The following is a 19,377-nucleotide window of genomic DNA, read 5'->3' as shown; positions in this document are numbered from 1 at the left end:
CAGTTAATTTGAGAATCCTGCAGTCCAGATTCTCATGAATAAATGACCAATTCGAGCCAAACCGGTGCATTCTTGCGGTTAACTGCTAAGCGACATCCGTCTTCGTTCACGGACCGGATAGTGATGGCCAGACATGCGCGAACAGCCAGATGGCGCCGATCAACACAGGCTGGTGGAGCAGGTAGAACGGCAGACCATGACGTCCGACGAAGCGTACAGGCCGTGACCATGAGCCCGGCGAATACGCGGAAAGGCGTATGAGAACGCCGCAGCGATCAGCGATGCGCGCCGCTGAAATGCCCAGCAGAACGGCGCCAAACCACGGGAACAGCGGGACGTAGTCGAAGCTGATCGGAGCGACTGGCGAAAGCCCGATCCACCACCACGCCGGATAGCCGAAGAACTCTTGACGGAAGTACCGAGGAGCCAGGATCACGAAGAGAGCCGTGCAAATGGTCACCGCGGCCGGTGCGCGCAGGAATACGAGGCCTGCCACGCTGGCGAAGGCGATCTGGTGCAGTATGCCGAAGAAGATGAAGCCCTGTGGGACCGCGCTCCACGTGACGGCAGAAACCAGGAAGGCGGCGCCGGCGACTTTGGTGAGGCGCTTCAGGAAGGAGCGGGTACGCAGGCCCCGGCGATGCGCCAGGAATAGGCCGACGCCAACCAGGAAGAGGAAGGCTGAGGCGATCGAACGCGCGAACAGCGTCCAGCCCGGCTCGCGTGTCATCCCGACCGGTGCGTAGCCGAAATACTCCAGATCCCAGGCGAAATGGAAAGCGGCCATCGCGCCCATTGCGACACCGCGGGCCAGATCGATCACCTCGATCCGGGCATTAGGGCCGGCGGGAATACCCATCAGGCCTCGACGACGACCCGCGAGCCGATCGGCACACGTTCGTAGAGGTCCTCTACATGCTCATTCACCATCCGCACGCAGCCGTTCGATACGGCCATGCCTATCGTCCAGGGCTCGGTCGTCCCGTGAATGCGGTAGAGCGTGTCGCGTCCCTCCCGGTAAAGGTAGAGTGCGCGCGAGCCTAGCGGGTTGCCGGGCCCGCCTGGAACCCCGCCGGCATGCCGCTTGTACCTCGCCGGGTCGCGACGGATCATGTTGGCGGTCGGGCGCCAGCTCGGCCACTTCGCCTTCCGGCCAATCTCCGCGTTGCCGGACAGAGCAAGGCCGGCCTGCCCGACACCGATCCCATATCGGCGGGCGCGTCCTGCATCCTCTATCAAAAAGAGAAACCGGTTCGCTGTATCGATCACGATCGTTCCGATCGGGTAGCCAACTGGTGCCAATACAGACTGCGGCAGGAAGCGGGGATCGAGCGTGAAAGTTTTATGGGCGATAGCGGGCGAGACAAGCGCGGCCGTTGCAACGGCGCCTGCGCCGGCGATCACTAGCGAGCGTCGGTTGATCATATCGGTTACCTGGGCAGAGTTGAAGATGACGATGGGGGGCAGGATAGATCCGCCGGCAGCGCGCTTGTGGCCGGAAGCTGTGAATGGGCAAGGTCGGCAGAGACGGAAATTGCCTGCCGTCCGGAGTCCGGGAGAACTGTCGGCCATGCGAAGCATCGGTACGTGCCAATGGCGGCACCCGAAGCAGACCGCTTCGGCTTCTCGATCGTCCGACTAAAGGTGCAGGCATGATTGCGCCTACACACTTGCGCGCGCACCGCTGCGGACGATGATGGGCGACGGTGTGGGGACACGGCCGTAGAGATCGATGATGTCCTGGTTCATGAGGCGGACGCAGCCGCTGGAAACGGCCTTTCCGATTGTCCAGAACTCAGGCGTCCCGTGAAGCCTGTAGAGCGTGTCCCTGCCGTCCTGGAAGATGTAGAGCGCACGCGCACCGAGAGGGTTGTCGAGCCCGGGCGCCATCCCGCCGTTTTCTGCGCTGTACTGTTCCAGCTCGGGCTGGCGGGCGATCATCTCCGCGGGCGGGGTCCATGTCGGCCATTGCCTCTTCCATTGGATTACGCCGGTTCCCGACCATGAGAACCCTTCTCGGCCCAACCCGACGCCATAGCGCAGTGCGCGGCCGCCAGGCCGGATCAGATAGAGGTAGAAGTTATCGATATCGACTACGATCGTGCCGGGCCGCTCGCCGGTCGGATCGGCGACTTCTTGCCGATAGAACCGCGGAGGCACTCTGCGGAGGTCGACTGCCGGTATGGGGAAGCCCTCCTCGGGCATGGCGCGGTACATCACCACATAGGGGAGTTCCGCGCTTTGCGTGGGCTCTTGCGGGGCTTCCGGCCCGCTGTCGGTGGTCGTGCACCCGGCAAGGGCCAGCGCACCGACGGCGCCGGACGCAAGCAGGAAGCGCCGCCTTGATGGATTGATCTGCCGTTCGAAGATTTTGCTCACGGATTCTGCTCTTTGACGTTGCTCTTGCTGCTCTTTCGCGGAAGAAGCGCGGATGTATACGGGCGATGCCGAGGGGAAACTCGGACGCCGCATGACGGACGCGTCGACGCCTTGAAAAGCGTGCGGGTGAGCGGGTGCTAACCGGAGTGCACGAACCGGGTTGGCGTCGGTTCTATCGGCTCATTGGGGGGGTGGAACGGCGACCGCAAGCAAGACCGGGAGCATTTGCCGCGAGAGTTCGATATCAGCACCCCGCTCGGGGGGCAGGAAGCCTTGGAACGAGATGCTGGCGAACCAGTTGCAGTGATCCTGGCAGGGTGCGGTGTGATGGTGCGGGTCTATCTGATTGCCCGCAACTCCGCCCGCTTCGGCGAGATTAGACGCTTGGAGATTGCCGGGATCCGGGAAATCGGCCGAGACGACGCGTGACCCATCGGTGGTACACGCGCGCGAAGGGGTTGCCGCATGAATGGCGAGCATCACCGTCAGGATGAATACAACGAACCCTCTAACCATCACCCCTGATCGAACACGAACATTGTAAATGATCGATGAACTTGTTTCGGCGAAGTCCAACTCGCGGCAGAGGGCTCGATAATTGTGGCTGGATTGTGGACTGCAACCGCGCTTTGTGCACGCGGGAAGCCGGCGGCGGTGACCAGCGTGCCCCGCCACCGGGTTCGGACGCTTTGCATGCGTCGCTATTGCCGCGTTCTGAACCTTGCATGGCAACTGGTGCATGTTTCCAGGATCAGATGAAATACATGCTCGACCGGCATGCTCGTCACATCGTCATCGAGAACTCGTGAACGGACGTCGAGCGGGCTTCCGCCCGTCATCGGCTGACCCCATCGCCTATGATGTTCTGGGCGACGCACTGCTCTCCGCATTGTGCCGGTTGGCCCAGAAGGATGAAGTCACGAGAAGGCTGAAGGCGCGGTGATCGGGCGCCATCGACGGGGGGCGGAACACATTGTCATCGACTATCGCAATAGTTCTGCTAACGCGTTCATTGCGCTCAGCGGCAACCACCACTATGAAGCGACATTTCGCCAACGGTCTTTAAGCTGCTGAGGAGAGGTTCGTGACAGAAGAAACTGGGAGCCATGCGGACAACCTCATCAAGCTCACCGCCGATGTCGTCTCAGCCTATGTCTCGAACAATCCGGTCCCGGCCGGGGAACTGCCCGCCCTCATCGGCCAGGTTCATGCCGCGCTGAAGGGCACGGCCGGCGGCTGCGCGCCGGAAAAGCCGGAAGCTCTCAAGCCCGCGGTACCGATCAAGAAATCGGTGACGGCGGACTACATCATCAGCCTCGAGGACGGGAAGAGGTTCAAATCGCTGAAACGGCACCTCGCGACCCATTATGGCCTGTCACCGGACGAATATCGCGCGAAATGGGGACTGCCGGCCGACTATCCGATGGTAGCGCCGAACTACGCCGCAGCGCGCTCGGCATTGGCCAAGACCATGGGCCTCGGCCGCAAGCCAAAGGAGTTGGAAAAGCCAGCGCCTTCGAAGCGAACCCGCAAGAAAGCCACGGCCTGATTGCTGCCGATTCATCGACACATCTACCGCTCTTGCCGGCGCGCGCGCGAAATCAGCCTGCTTTGCTGAGATTCCCGGCTGAGGACTTGCCGGTACGGCGGTCCTGCTCGATCTCGTAATTGATCTTCTGGCTATCGACGAGGGTCGAAAGTCCAGCCCGCTCGACAGCGGAAATGTGAACGAAAACGTCCTGACCGCCGTCATCGGGCTGGATGAAACCAAAACCCTTGGTGCTGTTGAACCACTTCACGGTTCCAGTCGCCATATACGTATTCCCTTGTAGAGATTGCAGCATAGCCAGGCGGTGACGCCAAACCAGTTCTATCGAGACTTTGAGGATAGACGCATCTAACGCGAGAAATCGCAAAGCCGGGATCAATCGGCCGGCTTGCCAATGTTTGATATTTGAGCATTCCGGCCGACAGCTGCGAGGCATACGCCGCGCAGACGCTTCCGTGAACTCAGTCGAACCGCTCGGACATCATGCGGCTGCCTGGTCCCATCGGGACGGGGTGTCTGTCTTCCACATCGCATGCACCTTGCGGCGAGGACGGTCGTGCGCCGCAGCCGCCCGATTGACCTGAGCGCGGCAATGAGGTTCGGATCAGAGGCGCACTTCCCCCGCCAGATTCACTTGCCTTCACGCCGGATCGACCTGTGCACGTCACCAAAGGGGACGCTACGGAAGAGCAGTTCGACGGCAAGACCACCGAGTAACGAAACTTTCGAAACGCTGCTCGGCGCTCGGCCGGTCGATATTTCGCTGCTTTTTCGCCGGATTTGATCTGCCGCAACGTGGTCCAGCGTGTCTCCTCATAAAGATATAGAAACACAGGAGATGACTTTCATGACTATGCTGATCATCATCATCGCGGCCTCGGTTGCGGCTTTTGCTTTCGTCGCACTGTACCCGCAACAGGCCAGCGCACACTGCGACACGATGGACGGGCCGACCGCCAAAGACGGAAAGTTGGCGCTGGATAGCAAGAACCTCAGCTACGCGCTCAAATGGATCGAGGCCGACGGCGCGGAGGAATTGCGCAAAATCTTCGATCAAAGCATCAAGGTGCGAGCCCTCGGACCAGACGCTCGAGACTTGGCCGACCAATACTTCCTGGAGAGCCTGGTGAGAATCCACCGTGCCGGTGAGGGCGCTCCCTTTGAAGGCCTAAAGCCCTCGGGTGTACCCGTCGACGAGAAGGTCGCCGCCGCCGACAAGAGCGTCGAGACCGGCGATCTCGCGCCGCTGGCTAAGCTCATGGCCCCGGAGTTGATCCCTGAGTTGGAGAAAAGGTTCGCCAAGGTTCTTAAACTCAAGGACTATGATCCCGACGATGTCGACGCTGGCCGCGCCTATGTTCAGGCTTACGTGAGCTTCTTCAAGTTTGCCGAAGGCGAGGATCACGACCATGACCACCGCCACGGTCATGGCGCCCACCATCATTAAGATTGCGTCGGCGCCCTCGGGTGCTGGCGTCCGGATGAGTGAATGAAGGGAGTGTCCTCGTGAGTGCGATGCTGATCGTTGGGATCGCGGCCGTTCTTGGCGCCACCGCTCTCGGTCTGGTGGTGCGCCGCCGGATCGCCTTCCTGACGAGGGTTCGGTCCTGTTCGATGTCCCCTACGCTGAACCCGGGCCAACTGCTGATGGCTACTCGCGTCAATCGGGCAGAAGCGGTCGCCCGCGGAGATATCGTTGTCGTCGCTTCGGCCGAACTTGGCCAGATGATCATCAAGAGAGTCATTGGAGAACCCGGAGATCAGGTCATCATCGACGATCGCGGTCACATCCAGGTCAATCAGGTTCCCTTGGTCGAGCCCTATGTCGCGGTTCCGGCGGGTCCCGCTGGCGCCTTCGCCGTTCCGCAAGACCACGTTCTCCTGTTGGGTGACAACCGGATCCACTCTAGCGATAGTCGAGGGTGGTTGCAGCCGTTCCTTCCGGCCGCAGCGATCCAAGGCAGAGTGGTGGGTGGAGCCCTGTGGCCCACCATGGCGCAGCGGCTACTTCCGCAGCTGTCGCGACAAACCGGATCCTCTATCGCGAGCGTATCCCGATCCCTTCTCTATTCGGCGTGTTTAGGTCAAGCGCTTTCAAGCGATCCGTTCCACCACGTCTTTCGCGGCCTACGGGCGGAGAGACGTCCTTCGCGGGACGATGGATGCGGTGAGTTCGCCCGACGCGCGTCAACATCACTTGGGCCACCTCATAGAGGCAGGGATCCCATCATCGCACAGAGAGACGCGGCTGTCCAACCGTGGGTGAGGGTTTCTCCTCGGTCCTGCGCCCAGCGCCAATCTACGCGGCGATAGAGAGCATCGGCCAAAATGCGGATCTCCTCGTCCTGCATGCTCGCATCGCCAGGCTCGTCGGCCGGTCTGCGACAGCAATTCGTCCGGAAGTGGACAAACGGAAACGAGGCACCGATTGGGAGCAAAGTCCCGGTCCTTGCGTACGCCAACGGGATCGCGCCGCGGTCATTTGCCAGCGTCTTGGGACTTGGCAACGGGATATGGTCGGCTCGCCTTGACCTTCAGCTTTCGCGCCACGTCGCCGCACGGCTCGGCGAACAGACGGGCGTTACGCCTGAGGCGATCTCAGCAATGGCGCTGAACGGCGGCGCCTTGACGCCACTCCTGCTGCCGTTGCGCAAGAACGCTCGCCGACGTCGTTCAACCTGGATGCAGTATTGTCCTCTTTGCCTTGCCGACGACGAACGTCATCAATGCCGTCGCTCAGTTCGAGTGCGACCTCTTGATCGAACGCACCCAATCCGGTCTTCAGCGCGCCAAATCGGAGGGCAAGGCCCTCGGCCGACCCGCCCGTCTCAACGAAAAGCAGAAACGCTATGCTCTCGTCGACCTCGCTGGTGGCATGAGCATTTCTGCTCTCGCCAGGAAATTCGACGCCAGCCGGCAGACCATCATGCGTGTCAGGGATGAGGTGTCCGCGCTCCGTTCAAGCCATAACTTGAGCAAACACCCGTTTCCATTTCGCCTTTATCCCGCGCAGCAGGACAGTTTTTTCACGTCCCTGTCGAAGGTCTGAGCCGCAAGCTTCAAACCTTCGACGGTCGTCAGGTACGGGAAGATCATCTCCGATAGATCGTCGATCGTCATGCCGCAGCGGATGGCCAGCGCCGCCGTCTGAATGCTGTCAGCGCCTTCCGGCGCAAGAATGTGCGCGCCGAGGAGTTTCCGAGTTGTTCTGTCTGCCACCAGCTTGATCAGACCGCGTGTATCGCGTGCCGCCAGCGCCCGTGGCACATTGTCGAGGGAAAGGACGGAAGTGCGAACCGAGTGTCCGGCAGCGCGCGCCTGCATTTCGGTCATCCCGACGCTCGCCACCTGCGGATCAGTGAAGACCACGGCGGGCATTGCGGTATTGTCATAGTGCAAATTGTTGCCGTTCAATGCGTTCTTGGCGGCGAGCTTTGCGCCATAGGCGGCCATGTAGACGAACTGATCCTTGCCGGTCACGTCTCCGGCGGCATAGACGCCCACCTTCGAAGTGCGCATGCGGTCATCAACGATGATGGCACCGGCTGGTGTCAGGTCTACACCGATTTCAGCAAGCCCAAGGGCTTCGGTGTTCGGACGGCGTCCCGTCGCCACAAGAATCCGCTCGGCGGTCAGGACTTCCAGACGACCGTGCCGCGTGATGGCGAGGGCTACACCGCCGTCATCGGTCCTGCGGGCGGATTCGTAGGCGATTCCGCCTACGATCTTGATGCCCTCATCGACCAAGTAGGTGGCAAGTGCAGATCCGATGGCGGGTTCAGCCTCCGGCAGAAGCCGACTACGGAACACGAGCGTCACCGCCACACCGGCCCGCGCGAAAGTCTGGGCAAGCTCCGCGCCGATGTAGCCGCCTCCAAGTACAATCATCGAGCGCGGCAGTTCTGTCAGAGCCAGCGCCGTCGTGCTGTCGAGCGGCGACACGTTGGCAATCCCCGGAATTTCGGGCAGTCGTGGACGCGCGCCCGTCGCAATGATGATCCGTTCGGAGGCGAGCCGCTGGCCTGCCACCTCGACACCGCCGTCTACTAGACGGGCCTGCCCTTCGCGATAGACCACATTGTTGTACTCCGGTAGAAGATCGGCGTATTTCGCCTGCCGCAGACTGGCAACCAAGGCGTCCTTCTGGGCGATTTGTGCGGACCAATCGACCACGCGCGCGCCGCTTTCAATGCCGTCGAACCGGGCTGCCCCATCGTTGGCATGATGCACAGCCTCCGTGGCCCGGATCAGGGTTTTCGAAGGCACGCAGCCGATGTTGACGCAAGTGCCACCGATCATGCCATGTCCGACAAGGGCCACCTGGGCTCCTAGTTCGGTAGCCGTTATCGCGGCGGAAAATCCGGCCGACCCAGCTCCGACGACCACCAGATCATAGTGGCCGTTACCTTTGCTGGAAATTGGAGTGTCGCAAGCTTCACACATTTAATTCACCTTCGTTGTCTTATCATTCATTGAGTAGCAACCGGCATCCGTTGACGAGGCGGAACGCCGGTGCCGGTAAAGGTAAAATTCAGCCACCCCAAGGGCACCACGCAACAGGTTGCTGCGCCCAGTGCCGCCACGATGCCGCCGACTGACAGCAATGCTGCCCGATCAAAACCGTTTTCGACGGGTTCTACGGCTGTATTTCCCAGCGTCCGTGTTTCGTCCTGCACCATCGTTCACATGCTTCCGCAATTGATCTAACGTGACTCTACCGCCTGTAGCGACTACAGGGCCAAGCAGGAAAATTTCAAGACTTGTGCGAGCTATGTGATGAAACAGACTGATGAATTTTCGATCGGTGCGCTGTCCGAACGCAGCGGTGTCAATATAGAGACGATCCGCTATTACGAGAAAATCGGCGTCATGCCGAAACCCGCGCGCAGTGCCACCGGCTATCGCGTCTACGGCAACGATCACGCAAGGCGGCTGCATTTCGTGCGGCGCGGCCGTGAACTCGGGTTCAGCCTCGACGAACTGCGGGGACTATTACGACTTGTCGACGGTCACGCTTACACCTGCCGGGAGGTTCATGAACTCACCGTCGAACACCTGAAAGATATCCGTCAGAAAATCGCCGACCTACGGCGTCTGCAACGGGCGATGTCGGAGATGGCGGCGAGATGCACCGGCGATCAGGTTCCCGAATGTCCAATCATTGATGCCCTATTCGAGATGCGCCCTGTGAGCCGTTCTCGCTCCGTTCGACCTAGCGCAGGATTTTGAACTGCTCTTGTCCTTGCCCCTCAGACGGGAATGGAGGCCTTCTCTCCTGCCCGCGACTACGCCGCCTTTGCTTCCACCTCGACCATCACATGGAAAAGATCATGGATATGCGCGAGCTTTGCCCGATAGAGTAAAAGGGCTTTCGGGTTGTCGCTCACCAGTGAAACGATCGCCCCGTGGTGGCCGGGGCCAAGCTGCTAGACGTGCAGGTCGACCACTTCATCGCCCTCGACCTCAATCGCCGCTCGGATTTCCTCTGGCAAGTCCTCGTCCGAGGGCGTTGTAGCGATAGCTTCTTCAAACTGCTTCATCGCCCCGCCCCGGTTTCGTCTGCGTTCTTCCTATTCAGGCGGGCCTCAAGCGAAGCGATGCTCTCGAGCACGGCTTCAAACGCCGGGGGGACACCGAAGATCATGCCCTGCATCGCCCTGTAATCAACGCGGAGCTGCTCGATCATCGCATCATGTGGCGCGAGTGCGAAAGAGCCAGGCTCAGCGCTTGCGAGATCGAAGTCGGGTCGATTGAAGAACATCCGGGCATGCGCGACGCAATCCTCACCGAGCGCCCTATCTTCGATGGCCGTGGCACCGACCGGTGTTGCGGCAAGTTGGTGCAGATCATAGTAGTGACGGGACACCCGTTGGCCGCCCCCTCGCAACTCACCGCGCTTGTCGAACCAACGCCGCGCCCCGTGGAGAATAACGACCTTGTCCCAGAAGGTGCGTGCAGGATCGACGGTCCGCACGGCTGGCACGGTCAGATCGAGCGCCGGAAGATCGTCATCGACATAGGGTTTGATTGGCACTTCGCCGTTCGGATCGAGCGCAGATTTCGCGCCCGACTCGATCTTAATGGCTGCCCTCACATAATCCGATCGTGGCGTCGCCGCGGGATACCAGATTAACAGTGTCTGCCCGTCAGGGTCGGTGTCGTCAGCTTCGACCCGCGGTGTGTCGGCATTGAGGCCGGTAGCCTTGAGCCGGTCCTGCAGTATCAGCGTCAATTCGGCGCGAAGTGGGCCATTTATGTAGGCTTTGCAGGCGACCTTGATTGCGTCGAGGCGCGCCTTGCGTTTCTTGCCACTGAGCCCTTCGAGTTCCTCAATCGTCGCCGGCTCGCCAATGTCGTCGCGAAAGACCGTGACGTCGATGTCTTCGGAGAAGCGGTTGATCAGACCAAACCCTTTCGACAAGGAGGTTCCGCCCTTGAAGAGGAGACGAGGGCCTCCCTCTTTCAAACCGTTGAATAAGACATCCAGCGTCCAGCAGACCCAGAAGTCTTTCTCGATGTTCTGGGCCGCCGAGCCGAGGCGTTGCGCCGTCGTATCGAAGGCGCTCAACATCGCGTCCTCTCCGGCTGCGAGAACTTCGTCAAAAGCAGGATTCATGTCTTTGTCGTTCGGGCTGAACCGCGTGCAGCGGCTTGTCTCTGTTGCGCAGAAAGTGGTTTTTGCACCGGCTGGCTGACGGCGGCCGCATGCAGATCATCGTCATCGATATGGCTGTAGCCAACCCCGGCCTCTTTTTCGATGAGGGGCTTGAGAAACACCCACATCCAGGTTGGCAATGCCGCCATGCCCGCAGTGAGGTCAGCTTTCAGCTGCGGCCCTGCAACCGGATCCTCGAAGAGCTTTGCGAGCTTGCGTCTAACCTGATCGCTCTCCCCTTCGCGGGCCATGAGGTCGCGCAACCAATGAAGCGCCTGGACGACGCGCATCCCTGGGCGGCCGGCCCAGAACAGCTTGCTTGCTGCGGTTGGGCGGAATGTGATCGTCACGTTCCCAAGTTTTATCGCACGGCGGCGTGCATCGGTATGAACCACGATTTTTGCTGGAACGGCGTCGGTTAGGCCGAGATCGTTCGCGGCGGTCATGCCGTCAACGAGCATCCGGGTTTGGTCGCGTCGCCCGACTGCATCAATTACTGAGCGTGGATCCGGCGGATTGGGTTTTTGGGTGAGTTTGTTGAATCCGGGCTGATCATAAAGCCCGCGATCGATGCGCCTCAGGGCGCCGGTCTTTGTCAGACGCTGCAACGCCTTGTCGACTGCGTCGCGCGAGGCGAGGCCGACGAAATCGCTTGGCGTCCATACCTTGCGCGGCGGATCTGCATGAATGCGCTCGAGCATGGCTTTCTTGAGATCGGGGGAATCGATTGTCATGTCCGAAACTTGTAGGACTTTTTCGGACGGGTGGCAAGGCAGTATGTCCGAAACTTACAGACATTTTTCGGACGAGATTATGACGATCACATATGAACCACAATGGCGTCGTCCCTGCCAGACGGCATCAGCACGGTGTTGTAACGATAGCTGTCCTTACTGAGCCGCCCACCAGAGTATTCCAGAGCGAACCCGCCAAGCGACGCAATGACGCTCTCGCCTTGGTGCTGGATCTGCACGAGGGTCAGGACCTCCTTCATGAGCGCACGACCCGCGCCCTTCCGTTCCAGGAAAGGTTTGCCGACCACGTCCATAGCGAATGCCTCGCCGGCCGTCGGAACGAGGCGCCCGAGTCGAGCAATATCTGCTTCGACTCAACTATCTCTCCCCCGGAGGAATACGAAAAGACCTTATCGACATCCTCGGAAAATGCCGCATTTGCAATCACGAGTACGAAATTGTCTCGCAATTTCTCTGTCTCACAATAGGGGGTGCACTCCATTGCTGTCCGGGTTTACCGGAACCCGTGTCCGGGAATTACTAAAACACGCACTGTGACAACCGGCAGACCGAGCAGGCTTGGATCAAGGGGCGTCTACGGCTACTAGTTCGACATGGATCGGCTCGAATGCGTCAGAATGTTTGTTGCGGTAATGGAAGCGGGCAGCTTCGCCCGCGCCGCAGAACGTTTGCGAACCAGCCCCGGCCAGGCGTCGAAGCTGGTGTCACGGCTGGAATCGGAACTCGGCGTTCGGCTGCTCAACCGCACCACCCGCGCACTCGCGGCGACTGAAGCGGGTCAAGCCTATTTCGAGCGCATGAGGGTTCTGCTCGCTGATTTCGACGCGGTCGAGGACTCGGTGCGCAACACATCAGGCACACCGAGTGGTCGCCTGCGGCTCACCGCGCCCGTGTCCTTCGGTGCGACGCAACTGGCGCCGGTCCTGGTCGAGTTCGCCCAGCAGTTCCCGCAGATCGAACTCGATATCAGTTTCTCGGATCGGGTCGTCAGTCTGGTGGACGAAGGATTCGACGTCGCGATCCGCATCGGTAGTCCTGCCGATTCTAGCCTCATTGCTCGCCATCTGTGTGAGGCGCGCATTGTGGTCTGCGTATCCGAGGCATATCTGCGCGAACATCAAGTGCCAAGCGTGCCGAACGACCTAAAATCCCACGACTGCATCATCGACACCAATTTCCGCGAACCGGGTGTGTGGGCGTTTCGCGAAACGGACGGCACGGAACCGCTTGTCGAAGTCACTGGCCGATTGCGCTTTTCCAATGCCGAGGTTGCTTTGACCGCAGCAGAAGCGGGCCTCGGTGTAGCGCGCGCGCCAAGTTTCATTGCCGGCCCCCGGTTCCGCGCCGGGCGGCTCGTGCCGCTGCTGCGCGAATTCGAACCAAAGCCGCTTTCCGTCTATGCTCTCTACCCGCCCGGCCGGCATCTCGCCATCAAGGTCAGGGTCTTCGTGGACTTCCTGATTGCCCACTACCGCAACGGACCGGAATGGGACATAGGCTGGTAGCTCACCATTCATTCCAATCTGAAATTAAACAACTGCTGACTGTCGGGATAATATCTGAGTAGGAAACCAGTTATCTCCTTGCCATCGGCGTTGATCAAGCGCGCCGCTCAAGGAGATCATCATGACCATTGCGATCATCGGAACCGGTAACATGGCCAAAGGCCTTGCCGGCGTATTTTCCAAGGCCGGCTATTCGGTCACGCTAGGTTCACGCGACGTTGCCAAGGCCAGCGAAGCCGCTCATGAACTGGGCGGCAATGTTTCTGGCGCGGACATCGCGTCGGCAGCCGACAATGTTGACATCGTCGTTCTCGCCGTACCGTTCGACGCAGCCGGCGATGCAATTGCCGCGGTAGGCGATCTTGAAGGCAAGATTATCATCGACATCACCAACCCGCTGACCGCCGATTATTCGGGGTTGACCATCGGTCATTCAACCAGTGCTGGCGAAGAAATCCAGAAGCTTGCGCCGAAGGCCAAGGTGGTCAAGGCGTTCAACACCATCTTCGCGTCGGTGCTGCAGGCGGGCGGCAAGGTCGGCGGCAATTCTGCCACCGTCTTCATCGCCGGCGATGATGCGGCCGCAACGCAAGCGGTCGAGGCGATCGTTGCCAAGTCCGGCTTCGTTCCCGTTCAGGTCGGCGCACTGAGTGTCGCGCGCTATCTGGAGCCTGTCGCCGGTCTCAACATCCAATTGGGTTACATGCGCGGGCTCGGCACCGATATCGCCCCTACCTGGCAGACTGCAGCCGTCTAAAGCTTAAAACACAACCATCAGGAGTCACGGACATGAATAACACCAACAACGCCAATCTTGCCGCCCTTCTGCTGCGCGTCAGCATGGGCATCCTCTTTCTCGCCCACGCAGGCTTGAAGATTTTTATCTTCACGCCGGCAGGTACAGCCGGGTTTTTTGAAAGCCTCGGTTTTCCCGGACCGCTCGCCTATCTGGTCATCGCGGCCGAACTTTTTGGTGGCCTTGCCCTGATCGCGGGCGTGTGGACCCGCTGGGTTTCCATCGCGCTGATCCCGGTCCTGCTCGGCTCGATCTACGCCCCACATGGTGCGGCCGGCTTCTTCTTCAGCAACCCCAATGGCGGCTGGGAGTTCCCGGCATTCTGGGCCGTTGCTCTTGCCGCGCTGGCACTGCTCGGCAACGGCGCCTACGCCCTGCAAAAGGCGCGTGGCTGACCTCCGACCCGGACGCTGCCGTCATATCGCCGCGTCCGGGCTACCTTCTTTGACGAACGGAGACGCATCATGCTTGTAAACGGAAAGTGGACCCAGGACTGGCAACCGGTCCAGGCCAAGGACGAAAAGGGCGGCTTCGTTCGCCAGATTTCCAGCTTCCGCAACTGGATCACCCCCGATGGCAGCGCTGGGCCGACCGGCGAAGCCGGCTTCGCCGCGGAGGCCAACCGCTATCATCTTTATGTAGCGCTTATCTGCCCCTGGGCATCACGCACCCTGATTGCCCGCAAGCTGAAAAAGCTTGAAGACATCGTGTCTGTGTCCGTAGTGAAGCCGGAATTGACCGACCAGGGCTGGCGCTTCGGCGACTATCCTGGCGCCGACCGGGACGAACTCAACGGCGCCACCTATATGCACGAACTCTACAGTCTGGCCGACAGCGATTTCACCGGCCGCGCCACGGTTCCGATTTTGTGGGACAAGAAGCGCAAGACCATCGTCAGCAACGAGTCCGCCGAAATCGTTCGCATGTTCAATTCAGGGTTTGGCGCACTCGCCGACGAAAGCGTCGATCTTTATCCGCAAGCCCTGCGAGATGACATCGACGCGTTGAATGAGCGCATCTACCCGGCTCTCAACAATGGCGTTTATCGCGCCGGCTTCGCCACGACCCAGATCGCCTATGCTGAAGCCTATCGCGGCGTCTTCACGATGCTTGATGAACTGGAAACCCGACTGGCCGACAAACCGTTCCTGCTCGGTGACCAACTCACCGAAGCTGATATCCGTCTGTTCGTGACATTGGTGCGTTTCGATGCGGCCTATCATGGCCTGTTCAAGTGCAATCTGCGGCGCCTGTCCGAGTGTCCCAATCTCACCGCTTACATGAAACGGGTGCTCGACGTCCCCGGCGTCCGCGACACGGTGAGCATCGATCACATCAAGAAGGGCTACTATTCGATCAAGTCCCTCAATCCGAATGGCATCGTGCCCGATGGTCCTGATCTCAGCGAGCTCGGCCTTTGACCGACGGTCCGTTCACTACCAGACAGGAAAATCCCCTATGGCCACTTCCCTTGCCAAGAGCCTCGTTATCTTCCTGCACGGCGTCGGCAGTCGTGGCGCCGATCTCGCACCGCTTGCCCAGGTCTGGCTGCCATCACTGCCGACGGTCGCGTTCGCGGTCCCGGATGGCCCGTTCGCCTTCGACGGCGGCGGCTCCGGTCGGCAGTGGTTCGGTATTTCCGGTGTAACGGAGGCGAACCGGCCGCAACGCATCGCTGCGGCAAGACCGGCGTTCGATGATGTCCTGCGCAGAATCATCGAGCAGCAGGGACTGCTGAGCCGACTCGACCGGGTCGTTCTTGTCGGATTTTCCCAAGGGTCCATCATGGCGCTCGATGCCATCGGACGCTGGCCGTTTGGCGCCGTCATCGCTTATTCCGGCCGGCTCGCCTCGCCACGACCCTTCACGCCAGCCAGATCGACACAGGTACTCATGGTGCATGGGGCCGTGGACCCGGTCATTCCCGCCGGAAACTCGACCGAAGCCGCGGCAACGCTGCGCGAAGCGGGCTTAAATGTCCACGCGCACATTCTGCCGGGGGTGGGCCACACCATCACGGCACAAGGCGCGCAACTGGGCGCCGGCTTCGTGGCCACTACACTTTCAAGCGAACCCGATTGATCAAGCCAATGCACCTGACCCATATTTATCTTCTGATTGTTTTGTCGGCCTCGTAACGCCGTTGCGAGGCATGGACGGCCTGGATGTTAGGGCAGCGCCTGCAAAACCCGCGAAGATCAAGGCCGCAAAGACCGGATCGGCCAGGCTGAAGGCTGCTAAATCCACCGGTAAAGACAATCTGCGGCGCTTGATTGGCATCGGGCCTGTGAATGAGCGCCGTCTAGCTAAACGAACACGGTCACCACCTTCGCTCAAGTAGCCGCATGGACTGCGGCTGATATCAAGAGCATGGAGGACTATTGAACCGCGCCGGGTTTCCCGGAGGCTCCAACTCTTGAGAGAATGGAGCCATGACGAAGAAAAGAGTACCGCCCTTTAGTCCCGAGGTTCGCGCCCGCGCGGTTCGGATGGTTTTGGATCACCAGGAGGAGCACGGCTCGCAGTGGGCTGCGATGCAGTCGATCGCCGCGAAGATCGGCTGCTCGGGGGAAACGCTGCGCAACTGGGTGCGCCAAGCCGAACGGGACGAAGGGGTTCGGCCCGGCCCGACTAGTGCGGAGAAGGAGGAACTGTCCAGGCTTCGGCGCGAGGTGCGGGAGCTTCGTCAGGCGAACGAGATCCTGCGCAAGGCATCGGCGTATTTTGCGATGGCGGAGCTCGACCGCCCATTCAGACGATGAAGGCGTTCGTCGATGACCATCGCGATGTCTACGGGGTCGAGCCGATCTGCCGGGTTCTGCCGATCGCCCCGTCCACCTATCACGAGCATGCCGCCCGCCATGCCGATTCTTCCCGGCTGCCGGCACGGGTGAAGCGGGACGAAGTGCTGAAGGTGGAGGTGCGACGCGTGTTCAACGAGAACTTCGGCGTCTGCGGCGTGCGCAAGGTATGGCGGCAGATGAAGCGCGAGGGCTTCGACATCGCCCGTTGCACCGTCTCGCGCCTGATGCGGCAGATGGGCCTGAGGGGCGTCGTACGGGGCAGATCTGTCCACGGCCGCAAGCGCTTGATCGAAGTACGGAGCTTGGTGGCCACGTATTCTCCGCAGTTGTAGAGTTTTCCGAGATGCTCTGACCTGATGGCCTGGTCAACCAGGTCGTGAAGCGTCCCGCTGTCGATTGCTCCGATAGCGTGCTTCTCGCTGTCACTTAGGTTTATCAAGCTCATCTTGGCCCCCCGTCGCACATATCACATGTTGAAGTTCAACGGATTTGAGGTTTGTGGCAACACCCCGTGCTGGAGAAGCGCAACCAAGCGGGACTGTCCGGATTTTCGTGCGTGAGGCCATGATGATGAGAAGGAGAATCATCGCATGGCAATCGAGAAGGAACTTCTGGACCGGCTGCTGGCCGGGCGCGACCCGAACGAGGTATTTTCGCGTGACGGGCTGCTCGACGATCTGAAGAAGGCGCTTTCGGAGCGCATTCTGAACGCCGAGCTTGACGAACACCTCGGCGATGAGCGTGAGGCCGACGGCCCTGGCAACCGGCGCAACGGGCATTCGAAGAAGACGGTGCTGACGGGCACCTCGAAGATGCGGCTTTCGATCCCGTGCGACCGGGCCGGCACGTTCGACCCGAAGCTGATCGCCAAATACCAGCGCCGCTTCCCCGAGTTCGACGACAAGATCATCTCCGTGTATGCGCGCGGCATGAGCGTACGCGAGATCCGCGGCCACCTGGAGGAACTCTACGGCATCGACGTGTCCCCGGACCTGATCTCGACCGTCACCGATGCTGTTCTGGAAGAAGTCGCCGAATGGCAGAACCGGCCGCTCGACGCCGTCTATCCGCTGGTCTTCTTCGATGCGATCCGGGTCAAGATCAGGGACGAAGGCTTCGTGCGCAACAAGGCCGTCTACATCGCGCTCGGCATTCTGCCCGACGGCGCGAAGGAGATTCTGGGCATCTGGATCGAGCAGACCGAGGGCGCGAAGTTCTGGCTGCGCGTCATGAACGAGCTGAAGAACCGCGGCCTCGGCGACATCCTGATCGCCGTCGTCGACGGCCTGAAGGGTTTTCCCGAAGCGATCAGCGCCGTCTTTCCCCAGACTGTGGTGCAAACCTGCATCGTGCATCTGATCCGCCACTCGCTCGAGTTCGTGTCGTGGAAGGACCGCAAGCCCGTCGTGCCGGCGCTGCGTGCCATCTACCGGGCCAAGGACGCCGAAGCCGGGATGAAGGCGCTGGGAGAGTTCGAGGCCGGCTACTGGGGCCAGCGCTATCCGGCAATCGCGCTGAGCTGGTGGAGAAACTGGGACCACGTCGTTCCATTCTTCGCGTTTCCCGAAAGCGTGCGCCGGATCATCTACACCACGAACCAGATAGAGGTGTTGAACTCGAAGCTGCGGCGCGCCGTTCGAACCAGGGGCCACTTCCCGAGTGACGATGCGGCCATGAAGCTGTTATATATGGTTCTCAACCACGCGGCCGAAGAATGGAAACGGCCGCCGCGTGAGTGGTTCGAGGCCAAAACCCAATTCGCCGTCGTCTTCGGCGAGAGGTTCGTCAGCCAGTGACGACAATCGGCCTCACGCACAAAATATCCGACAGTCCCCAACCAAGCAGGGTCACAGGTCAGATGACACCCCATGCTCTGTACCGTCCCCTTCCGGTCATTTCACGCACGCCGACCTCCGCGATCAGGTTGAGCGCTCCTCGCTGTGTCACACGCGCCGCCTTAGCAACCATCCCGGCGGAGACTACGGGCCGGGACAGAACGAGATCAACCACAGTTGGAAGACTGCTGGATGTTCGTCGCCCATTCAGTTTGCGCTCCATCTGCCCACGCGCTTGCTGAAGCCGACTGAGCTCACGCATACCAGCATCCGATGAAGCCGACATCGCATCGAGGAATGCCAAGAGCCGGATTGACCGGTCCTTTGCCCGGCGCCGCTCCCTCGCGATTGCCTTCAATCCGACACTGAAGGTCGGCAGGTGCGAGGTGACCTTGCCCCTGTATCGAAGGTAGGCGCTGATCAGTCCTCCACCGAGCCAATGCTGTCGCTGAATCGGCTCCAGCACCTCCCAGGCGTCAAACAGCAACGCGGCCGACAGCACTGGCGGCATCCCTTGGACCTTGAGCTGAATCGATCGCCATTGTGATAGCCGATCTGCCTCGTCCCAATCCGGATCGCGGATCATGAGGTCACCCACAACCAATCCGCGGCGCTCGGGAACAGCGTCAGCATCGCCCTTCAACATGCTGCCAATCAGCCGTTCGGAGCGCTCCAGGACGGCATCGATATGCGCGAACTCAGCCGCAAGAGGATCCAGTTCCTCGGAACGTCCTGCCTTCCCTGCCCTATCGAGGACTGCGGGAACTTCCACGGGCTGCTCGGTCTGCCAAGATCCCGTCAAACCGGCAAAGCCCCGATCACTCAGCGCCCAGTCCGGCTCGGCCGCTGCAATGCGGCGCCGGCTCCGCAGGATCGAATGGGCAATGGTCAGCTCATGGGTCGGGGCTCGAATATCCATATGAGCATCGTGGAGAACCAGATCCTCGACATGGACAAGCTCGCCGGCCACCCACATGCTGGCCGCGGAATCGAAGAAATGACCGCGCTCGGTGAAGCCCTCACCAACCGGACTGCGCCGCACGGCCTCGTCCAGCCGGGCCAATTGGTCTTCTTGTCGCTTTCACTTCCCGATTTCAAT

20 protein-coding genes, 4 pseudogenes and 1 other annotated feature are annotated in these 19,377 nt (G+C 60.6%); of the genes and pseudogenes, 13 read left to right on the top strand and 11 right to left on the bottom strand.

Annotated elements, in window-relative coordinates; all coding sequences use genetic code 11:
• Positions 1 to 106: 106 nt before the first annotated feature.
• The 3 genes from GGR00_RS27325 to GGR00_RS27315 form a co-directional block, all read right to left on the bottom strand.
• A complete protein-coding gene (locus GGR00_RS27325) occupies positions 107 to 859 on the bottom strand; it encodes an acetyltransferase domain-containing protein (protein ID WP_184702601.1) in 753 nt (250 codons plus the stop codon).
• Entirely contained in the window at positions 859 to 1,425 is a 567-nt protein-coding gene (locus GGR00_RS27320) for a L,D-transpeptidase (protein ID WP_184702599.1), read from the bottom strand. Before GGR00_RS27320 ends, GGR00_RS27325 begins: the two co-directional genes overlap by 1 nt.
• A 237-nt stretch (positions 1,426 to 1,662) precedes the next feature.
• Positions 1,663 to 2,379 (bottom strand): L,D-transpeptidase family protein, encoded by a 717-nt coding sequence (locus tag GGR00_RS27315; RefSeq protein ID WP_343065661.1) that lies wholly within the window; start codon positions 2,377 to 2,379, stop codon positions 1,663 to 1,665.
• 1,084 nt (positions 2,380 to 3,463) lie between these two features.
• On the opposite strand from GGR00_RS27315, the gene GGR00_RS27310 reads away from it, so the two are divergent.
• Entirely contained in the window at positions 3,464 to 3,928 is a 465-nt protein-coding gene (locus GGR00_RS27310) for a MucR family transcriptional regulator (RefSeq protein ID WP_184702597.1), read from the top strand.
• A gap of 52 nt (positions 3,929 to 3,980) precedes the next feature.
• On the opposite strand, the gene GGR00_RS27305 is transcribed toward GGR00_RS27310, so the two are convergent.
• On the bottom strand, positions 3,981 to 4,193 hold the full coding sequence (locus GGR00_RS27305) for a cold-shock protein (RefSeq protein WP_184702596.1): 213 nt from the start codon (positions 4,191 to 4,193) through the stop codon (positions 3,981 to 3,983).
• Between the two features lie 582 nt (positions 4,194 to 4,775).
• Between GGR00_RS27305 and GGR00_RS27300 the strand changes: the two genes are divergently transcribed.
• The 4 genes and pseudogenes from GGR00_RS27300 to GGR00_RS28440 all read left to right on the top strand — a co-directional run.
• A complete protein-coding gene (locus GGR00_RS27300) occupies positions 4,776 to 5,375 on the top strand; it encodes a DUF6448 family protein (RefSeq protein WP_184702594.1) in 600 nt (199 codons plus the stop codon).
• A gap of 68 nt (positions 5,376 to 5,443) precedes the next feature.
• Entirely contained in the window at positions 5,444 to 6,241 is a 798-nt protein-coding gene (gene lepB / locus GGR00_RS28740; protein WP_377865336.1) for a signal peptidase I, read from the top strand.
• A 15-nt stretch (positions 6,242 to 6,256) separates the two neighbouring features.
• Positions 6,257 to 6,607 (top strand): annotated as a pseudogene (locus GGR00_RS28445) (hypothetical protein); the annotation flags it as partial.
• 31 nt (positions 6,608 to 6,638) lie between these two features.
• A pseudogene (locus GGR00_RS28440) lies at positions 6,639 to 6,977 on the top strand (helix-turn-helix domain-containing protein); the annotation flags it as partial.
• Here the strand turns inward: GGR00_RS28440 and merA are convergent.
• Positions 6,929 to 8,371 carry a mercury(II) reductase gene (gene merA / locus GGR00_RS27285; RefSeq protein ID WP_184702588.1) on the bottom strand — a complete coding sequence of 481 codons (1,443 nt, stop codon included), beginning with the start codon at positions 8,369 to 8,371 and terminating at the stop codon, positions 6,929 to 6,931. The pseudogene GGR00_RS28440 and the gene merA sit on opposite strands and share 49 nt — an antisense overlap.
• 26 nt (positions 8,372 to 8,397) lie before the next feature.
• Complete coding sequence (locus GGR00_RS28435; RefSeq protein WP_246441705.1) at positions 8,398 to 8,607, bottom strand: hypothetical protein; 210 nt, start codon at positions 8,605 to 8,607, stop codon at positions 8,398 to 8,400.
• Between the two features lie 97 nt (positions 8,608 to 8,704).
• Here GGR00_RS28435 and GGR00_RS27275 point away from each other — a divergent pair, with 97 nt between their 5' ends.
• Entirely contained in the window at positions 8,705 to 9,157 is a 453-nt protein-coding gene (locus GGR00_RS27275; protein ID WP_184702586.1) for a MerR family transcriptional regulator, read from the top strand.
• A 56-nt stretch (positions 9,158 to 9,213) separates the two neighbouring features.
• Here the strand turns inward: GGR00_RS27275 and GGR00_RS27270 are convergent.
• The 4 genes and pseudogenes from GGR00_RS27270 to GGR00_RS27255 all read right to left on the bottom strand — a co-directional run.
• A pseudogene (locus GGR00_RS27270) lies at positions 9,214 to 9,435 on the bottom strand (cation transporter); the annotation flags it as partial.
• A gap of 29 nt (positions 9,436 to 9,464) precedes the next feature.
• The gene (locus GGR00_RS27265; RefSeq protein WP_184702584.1) at positions 9,465 to 10,544 is read right to left on the bottom strand and encodes a nucleotidyl transferase AbiEii/AbiGii toxin family protein; all 1,080 of its coding nucleotides are present in this window, start codon (positions 10,542 to 10,544) and stop codon (positions 9,465 to 9,467) included.
• Entirely contained in the window at positions 10,541 to 11,317 is a 777-nt protein-coding gene (locus GGR00_RS27260; protein WP_184702582.1) for a DUF6088 family protein, read from the bottom strand. Before GGR00_RS27260 ends, GGR00_RS27265 begins: the two co-directional genes overlap by 4 nt.
• Positions 11,318 to 11,403: 86 nt before the next feature.
• The gene (locus GGR00_RS27255) at positions 11,404 to 11,631 is read right to left on the bottom strand and encodes a hypothetical protein (protein ID WP_184702580.1); all 228 of its coding nucleotides are present in this window, start codon (positions 11,629 to 11,631) and stop codon (positions 11,404 to 11,406) included.
• A 300-nt stretch (positions 11,632 to 11,931) separates the two neighbouring features.
• Between GGR00_RS27255 and GGR00_RS27250 the strand changes: the two genes are divergently transcribed.
• The 7 genes and pseudogenes from GGR00_RS27250 to GGR00_RS27220 all read left to right on the top strand — a co-directional run bounded on the left by GGR00_RS27250 (position 11,932) and on the right by GGR00_RS27220 (position 18,239).
• On the top strand, positions 11,932 to 12,843 hold the full coding sequence (locus tag GGR00_RS27250) for a LysR family transcriptional regulator (RefSeq protein ID WP_184702578.1): 912 nt from the start codon (positions 11,932 to 11,934) through the stop codon (positions 12,841 to 12,843).
• Positions 12,844 to 12,964: 121 nt separating this feature from the next.
• Positions 12,965 to 13,600 carry an NADPH-dependent F420 reductase gene (locus tag GGR00_RS27245; RefSeq protein WP_184702576.1) on the top strand — a complete coding sequence of 212 codons (636 nt, stop codon included), beginning with the start codon at positions 12,965 to 12,967 and terminating at the stop codon, positions 13,598 to 13,600.
• Positions 13,601 to 13,632: 32 nt separating this feature from the next.
• Positions 13,633 to 14,034, top strand: coding sequence for a DoxX family protein (locus tag GGR00_RS27240; RefSeq protein WP_184702574.1), 402 nt, complete (start codon positions 13,633 to 13,635; stop codon positions 14,032 to 14,034).
• Positions 14,035 to 14,103: 69 nt separating this feature from the next.
• Positions 14,104 to 15,060: a glutathione S-transferase family protein gene (locus GGR00_RS27235; protein ID WP_184702572.1), complete on the top strand. Its 957-nt coding sequence runs from the start codon at positions 14,104 to 14,106 to the stop codon at positions 15,058 to 15,060.
• A gap of 37 nt (positions 15,061 to 15,097) precedes the next feature.
• Positions 15,098 to 15,721, top strand: a complete 624-nt coding sequence (locus GGR00_RS27230; protein WP_184702570.1) for an alpha/beta hydrolase — start codon at positions 15,098 to 15,100, stop codon at positions 15,719 to 15,721.
• 350 nt (positions 15,722 to 16,071) lie between these two features.
• Positions 16,072 to 16,712 (top strand): annotated as a pseudogene (locus tag GGR00_RS27225) (IS3 family transposase); the annotation flags it as partial.
• Positions 16,356 to 16,472, top strand: a sequence feature (AL1L pseudoknot). (Overlaps the previous pseudogene by 117 nt.)
• A gap of 321 nt (positions 16,713 to 17,033) precedes the next feature.
• Positions 17,034 to 18,239, top strand: coding sequence for an IS256 family transposase (locus GGR00_RS27220; protein ID WP_184702568.1), 1,206 nt, complete (start codon positions 17,034 to 17,036; stop codon positions 18,237 to 18,239).
• A 58-nt stretch (positions 18,240 to 18,297) separates the two neighbouring features.
• Here the strand turns inward: GGR00_RS27220 and GGR00_RS27215 are convergent, their stop codons facing one another.
• On the bottom strand, positions 18,298 to 19,341 hold the full coding sequence (locus GGR00_RS27215) for an RHE_PE00001 family protein (protein ID WP_184702565.1): 1,044 nt from the start codon (positions 19,339 to 19,341) through the stop codon (positions 18,298 to 18,300).
• Between the last annotated feature and the right edge of the window lie 36 nt (positions 19,342 to 19,377).

It is taken from the genome of Aminobacter aganoensis (assembly GCF_014206975.1).
GTDB lineage: Bacteria > Pseudomonadota > Alphaproteobacteria > Rhizobiales > Rhizobiaceae > Aminobacter > Aminobacter aganoensis.
The sequence above is the reverse complement of the archived record's forward strand: the minus strand, read 5'-3'. Positions and strand labels throughout refer to the sequence as shown.